At 67.3% G+C, this 5642-nt stretch carries 6 protein-coding genes; 3 read left to right on the forward strand and 3 right to left on the reverse strand.

Annotation, left to right across the window (positions count from 1 at the left end; genetic code table 11):
• From AC2VOP_RS18405 to AC2VOP_RS18415, 3 genes are all read right to left on the reverse strand, one after another.
• Window positions 1-467, reverse strand: a 467-nt coding sequence (locus AC2VOP_RS18405) for a carboxyl transferase domain-containing protein (RefSeq protein ID WP_486962299.1), incomplete at its 3' end; no start/stop codon positions are given.
• Window positions 468-564: 97 nt separating this feature from the next.
• Window positions 565-1716, reverse strand: coding sequence for an acyl-CoA dehydrogenase family protein (locus AC2VOP_RS18410; protein WP_486962303.1), 1152 nt, complete (start codon window positions 1714-1716; stop codon window positions 565-567).
• A 2-nt stretch (window positions 1717-1718) separates the two neighbouring features.
• Window positions 1719-3422, reverse strand: a complete 1704-nt coding sequence (locus AC2VOP_RS18415; protein ID WP_486962300.1) for an acyclic terpene utilization AtuA family protein — start codon at window positions 3420-3422, stop codon at window positions 1719-1721.
• A 209-nt stretch (window positions 3423-3631) separates the two neighbouring features.
• On the opposite strand from AC2VOP_RS18415, the gene rpmF reads away from it, so the two are divergent.
• From rpmF to AC2VOP_RS18430, 3 genes are all read left to right on the forward strand, one after another.
• Window positions 3632-3805, forward strand: coding sequence for a 50S ribosomal protein L32 (rpmF, locus tag AC2VOP_RS18420; protein ID WP_486962301.1), 174 nt, complete (start codon window positions 3632-3634; stop codon window positions 3803-3805).
• A 53-nt stretch (window positions 3806-3858) separates the two neighbouring features.
• Window positions 3859-4545 (forward strand): response regulator transcription factor, encoded by a 687-nt coding sequence (locus tag AC2VOP_RS18425; RefSeq protein WP_486962304.1) that lies wholly within the window; start codon window positions 3859-3861, stop codon window positions 4543-4545.
• On the forward strand, window positions 4545-5642 hold a 1098-nt coding region (locus tag AC2VOP_RS18430), incomplete at its 3' end, for a sensor histidine kinase (protein ID WP_486962302.1). The genes AC2VOP_RS18425 and AC2VOP_RS18430, both read left to right, overlap by 1 nt.

Below are 5642 nucleotides of genomic sequence, written 5' to 3' on the forward strand. Positions count from 1 at the left end.
ATGAAGATCTCCTTCTGGGTGGGCAGGTCCGCGCCGCCGGACTCCACCAGCGAGATCACCGGCAGCCGGTTCTGCAGTGCGATCTGGTTGGCCCGCAGGACCTTGCGCAGCGTCCATGGGTTGCTGGTGCCGCCTTTGACGGTGGGATCGTTGGCGACGAGCAGGCATTCCACTTGCGCGACCACACCGATCCCGACGACCACGCTGGCCCCGACCTGGAACTCGCTGCCCCACGCCGCCAGCGGGCACAGCTCCAGAAACGGGGAGTCCGGGTCGAGCAGCAATTCGATGCGTTCCCGGGCGGTGAGCTTGCCGCGGGCGTAGTGGCGCTCGACGTATTTGTCACCGCCGCCCGCCAGGGCTTTGGCCAGTTCGGCATCGAGCTCGCCGAGTTTGGCCGTCAGCGCCGACGCGGCCTCGGTGTAGGCCGAGGACGCGGGATCCAGGGTGGACTGCAGGGTGGTCATGACCGCCGCCGACGATGCACAGCGCAGTTATGCGGTGAGGTTTTGCCCCCGCGAGCGAGAGCTGCCCCCACCCGCTTGCGGGGGAGCGACGGTGTCATCATGACTGGTATCCCAGCGTTTTCGCGGCCAGCGAGGTCAGGATTTCGGTGGTTCCGCCGCCGATGCCGAGGATCCGCATATCACGATACTGGCGTTCCACCTCCGATTCGGCCATATAGCCCATGGCGCCGAACAATTGCACGGCCTGGCTGGCCACCCATTCGCCGGCCTCGACCGCGGTGTTCTTAGCGAAGCACACCGGCGCGATCAGGGTCGTGTCACCGGCGAGCTGACGTTCCACCACGTTGCGGGTGTAGACGCGGGCGACGTCGATGCGGCGCGCCATCTCGGCCAGGGTGTTCTGCACAGCCTGCCGGGAGATCAGGGGCCGGCCGAACGTCTCCCGGTCCCTGCACCACTGCACGCTCAGGTCCAGGCAACGCTGCGCGCTGGAATACGCCTGGGCGGCCAGACCTACCCGTTCGGCGACGAACGCGGCCGCGATCTGGGCGAATCCGGTGTTCTCGCCACCGACCAGATTTTCGACGGGCACCCGGGCGTCGGTATAGGACAGCTCGGCGGTGTCCGAGGAACGCCAGCCCATCTTGTCCAGCCTGCGGGTGACGTGAAAACCAGGAGTAGACCGTTCCACCACCAGCAGCGACACCCCGCCTGCACCCGGGCCGCCGGTACGCACCGCGGTGACGACGTAGTCGGCGCGCACCCCCGAGGTGATGTAGGTCTTGGCGCCGTTGACGACGTAGTGATCGCCGTCCCGGCGCGCTGTGGTGCGCAGGTGGCCTACATCAGAGCCGCCGGCGGGCTCGGTGATCGCGAGCGCACCGATCTTCTCGCCGGCCAGTGTCGGGCGCACGAACTCCTCGATCAACCGGGCATCCCCCGAGGCGATCATGTGCGGTACCGCGATCCCGCAGGTGAACAGTGACGCGAACACGCCGCCGGGCGCGCCTGCCTCGTGCAGCTCCTCGCAGATGACTACCGCGTCGGCCCCGTCGCCGCCGCCACCGCCAGCCGATTGTGCGAACCCGGCACCCAGCAGCCCGGCCTCCCCGGCGTGCCGGTGCAGTTCGCGAGGCAGCTCCCCAGCCCGTTCCCACTCGTCGATATGCGGCAGGATCTCCCGCTGGACGAACGCGCGGACCGTCTTGCGCAACTCGTCGCGCTCCGGCGTGGTCCAGATGCTCCGGATGGTCACAGTAAGCCTTCCGGAATGTCGACGTGGCGGCTGCGCAACCATTCGCCCAGCCCTTTGGCCTGCGGATCGAAGCGCGCCTGGTAGGCCACACCTTCGCCGAGGATGCCGTCGACGACGAAGTTCACCGCTCGCAGGTTGGGTAGCAGGTAGCGGGCGACCGGCAGGTCGGCGACCTCCGGCAGTAGCCTCTTGACCAGCTCCACGGTCAGCGTGTTGGCCAGCCAGCGCCACTGCTCGTCGGTGCGCACCCAGACGCCGACGTTGGCCGATCCGCCCTTGTCCCCGCTGCGAGCACCGGCGATGCGCCCCAGCGGCACCCGTCGGGTCGGGCCGGGTGGCGGTGGCTCGGGTACTGATGGTTCGGCGGCGGGAGCCAGTGCCCGGGTGTCGGTAGCGGCGGGGATGTCGACGCGGGTGCCATCGGCGTGCACCGCGACGTGCGGCACCTCGGTGGCGTCGACATAACCGGGAGTGAACACCCCATAGACTTGGCCGTCGCCGGGCGGGGCGGTAACACTGAAACCGGGATAACTCGCCAGCGCCAATTCGACGGCGGCCGAAGAGAACTTCCGGCCCACATTGTCTGATTCGGGGTCGCGGACCACGCAGTGCAGCAGTGCACTGGCGGCCTCTTCGGTGTCGGCGTCGGGACGGTCGGTGCGGGCCAGGGTCCACTGCAGCTCGGCGGGTTTGACGGTCAACGACTGCTCCAGCTGGCAGCGCACTAACTCGGCTTTGGCGTCGACGTCCAGGCCGGTCAGCACGAAGGTCATGGAGTTGCGGAAACCGCCGATGCTGTTCAGTGACACCTTGAGGGTGGGCGGCGGCGGTTCGCCGGCCACACCGCTGATCCGCACCCGGTGGGTGCCGTCAGAGGACAGCTTGACGCTGTCCATTCGGGCGGTGACGTCGGGGTTGGCATAGCGGGCACCGGTGACCTCGTAGAGCAGTTGCGCGGTGACGGTGTCGACGCTGACCAGGCCGCCGGTGCCGGGGTGTTTGGTGATCACCGACGAGCCGTCGGCGTGAATCTCGGCCAGCGGGAAGCCGGCGTGCAAAAGGCCCGGGATCGCTGGGATCTCGGCGAAGAATGCGTAGTTGCCGCCGGTGGCCTGGACGCCACACTCGATGACGTGCCCGGCGACCACCGCGCCTGCCAGTCGGTCATAGTCGGTGCGTTCCCAGCCGAAGTGCGCGGCCGCCGGGCCGACCACCACCGACGCATCGGTGACCCGGCCGGTCACCACGACGTCGGCCCCGGCGCCCAGACAGTCGACGATTCCCCAGGCGCCCAGATAGGCATTGGCGGTCAGCGAACTGCCCAGCCCCAGTTCACCGGCGCGAGACAACAAGTCGTCGCCCTCGACGTGCGCTACTCGCGCCGGGATGCCTAACCGCTGAGCCAAGGCCCGGACCGCGTCGGCCAGACCGGCCGGGTTGAGCCCGCCGGCGTTGGCGACGATGCGCACACCCTTGTCGTGCGCTAGCCCCAAACACTCCTCGAGCTGCGCCAGGAAGGTCTTGGCATAGCCGCGTTCCGGGTGCTTCATCCGGTCGCGCCCCAGGATTAACATGGTCAGTTCGGCCAGGTAGTCGCCGGTGAGAAAGTCGAGTTCACCGCCGGTGAGCATCTCGTGCATCGCCGAGAACCGGTCGCCGTAGAAGCCGGAGCAATTCCCGATCCGAACCACAGGTGCCATCCAAAACCCCATCACTCAACCAACCGGTAGGTTAGCGGTTGTCGAGGCGGCGCGCCAAGGTGTGTCGATCGTCCATCCGCCGTAAAGTTTGCTATTTTGGACGAGACGCTGGTCACCGGCTATCCTTTCAGAAGCCGACGGTTGGCGTCCAGGCGACCGCAGCGGTTGTACCGACCGTACCTACCACCCCGCCCGAGGAGAGCCCGACGATGGCCGTGCCGAAGCGCAGGATGTCGCGTGCGAACACCCGCCACCGTCGGGCACAATGGAAAGCCGAACGTCCCGGCCTGGTCAACGTCACGGTCGCCGGCCGACAGCACAAGGTGCCCCGGCGGCTGCTCAAGGCCGCCCGCCTGGGCTTGATCGACCTCGACCGGCACTGAGAGAGCGACCACCTCCCAGGTCGCTCCCAAACGATTGGAAGACAGCCATGGCCCTGCAGATACTGGTCGTTGACGACGATCGCGCGGTGCGCGAGTCGCTGCGCAGGTCACTGAGCTTCAACGGCTACTCGGTCGCACTGGCCACCGATGGTGTCCAGGCCCTCGAGGCCATCACCAGCCACCGACCGGACGCGATGGTCTTAGACGTCATGATGCCGCGGCTGGACGGTCTGGAAGTCTGCCGCCAGCTGCGCAGCACCGGCGACGATCTGCCGATCCTGGTATTGACCGCCCGCGACTCGGTGTCCGAGCGGGTGGCCGGGCTGGACGCCGGCGCTGATGACTACCTGCCCAAGCCGTTCGCCCTCGAAGAATTGCTGGCGCGGGTGCGGGCGCTGCTCCGCCGCACGACGGCCGAAGACCTCAGCGAATCGACGCCGATGTCGTTCGAAGATCTGACCCTGGACCCGGTGACCCGCGAGGTGACCCGCGGGGAGCGCCAGATAAGTCTGACTCGTACCGAATTCGCGCTGCTGGAGATGTTGATCTCCAACCCGCGCCGGGTGCTCACCCGCAGCCGTATCCTCGAGGAGGTATGGGGTTTCGACTTCCCCACCTCGGGTAACGCGCTGGAGGTCTACATCGGGTACTTGCGTCGCAAGACTGAAGCCGAAGGGGAATCGCGGCTGATCTACACCGTGCGTGGTGTGGGTTATGTGCTGCGCGAGACGCCGCCCTGATGTCGCTGCTCCGCCGGCGCCGGGGTGCGCCGCTGCGGGCCAGCAGATCGTTGTCGTTGCGGTGGCGGGTGATGCTGCTGGCGATGTCCATGGTGGGGCTGGTGGTCGTCCCGATGTCGGTCGCCGTGTATGCGGTGATCTCGGCGGCGCTGTACAAGGACATCGACAACCAGTTGCAGAGCCGGGCGGAGATGCTGATCGCCAGCGGTTCGCTTGCCGCCGACCCGGGCAAGGCGATCGAGGGAACCGCGTACTCCGACGTCAACGCCATGCTGGTGAACCCCGGCCGGGCGATTTACACCGCGAATCAGCCCGGCCAGCGGCTGCCGGTCGGGGCGCAGGAGAAAGCCGTCATCCGTGGCGAGCTGTTCCTGTCCCGGCGCACGGCGGCCGGCCAACGGGTGCTGGCTGTTCACCTGCCCAACGGCAGCACGCTGCTGATCGCCAAGAGCCTGGCGCCCACCCAGGCGGTGACGGTGAAACTACGCTGGGTCCTGTTGGTCGTCGGCGGGGTGGGTCTTGCGGTCGCCGCGGTGGCCGGCGGAATGGTTACCAGTGCCGGCTTGCGGCCGGTGGGCCGGCTGACCGAGGCAGCCGAGCGGGTGGCGCGCACCGATGATCTGCGGCCAATACCGGTGTACGGCAGCGACGAATTAGCCCGGCTCACAGAGGCATTCAATGCGATGCTCCGAGCGCTCGCCGAGTCACGGGAACGCCAGGCCCGGCTGGTTGCCGATGCCGGTCACGAGCTGAAAACCCCGCTGACATCGCTGCGCACCAATGTGGAGCTGCTGATGGCCTCTGCGGCACCGGGCGCACCACCGCTGCCAGAGCACGAAGTGGCCGACCTGCGTGTCGACGTGATCGCCCAGATCGAGGAACTGTCCACTCTGGTAGGTGATTTGGTGGACCTCACCCGCGATGATCGGCGTGAGGTGGCATACGAGCAGGTGGACATGTCCGAAGTCATCGATCGTAGTTTGGAACGAGTCAGGAGGCGCCGCAACGACATCGAGTTCGACGTTGAAGTGATTCCCTGGCAGGTCTACGGGGATGCGGCCGGTCTGTCGCGGGCAGTGCTGAACATGCTCGACAAT

The sequence above is a fragment of the Mycobacterium sp. TH-M106 genome (genome assembly GCF_057473765.1).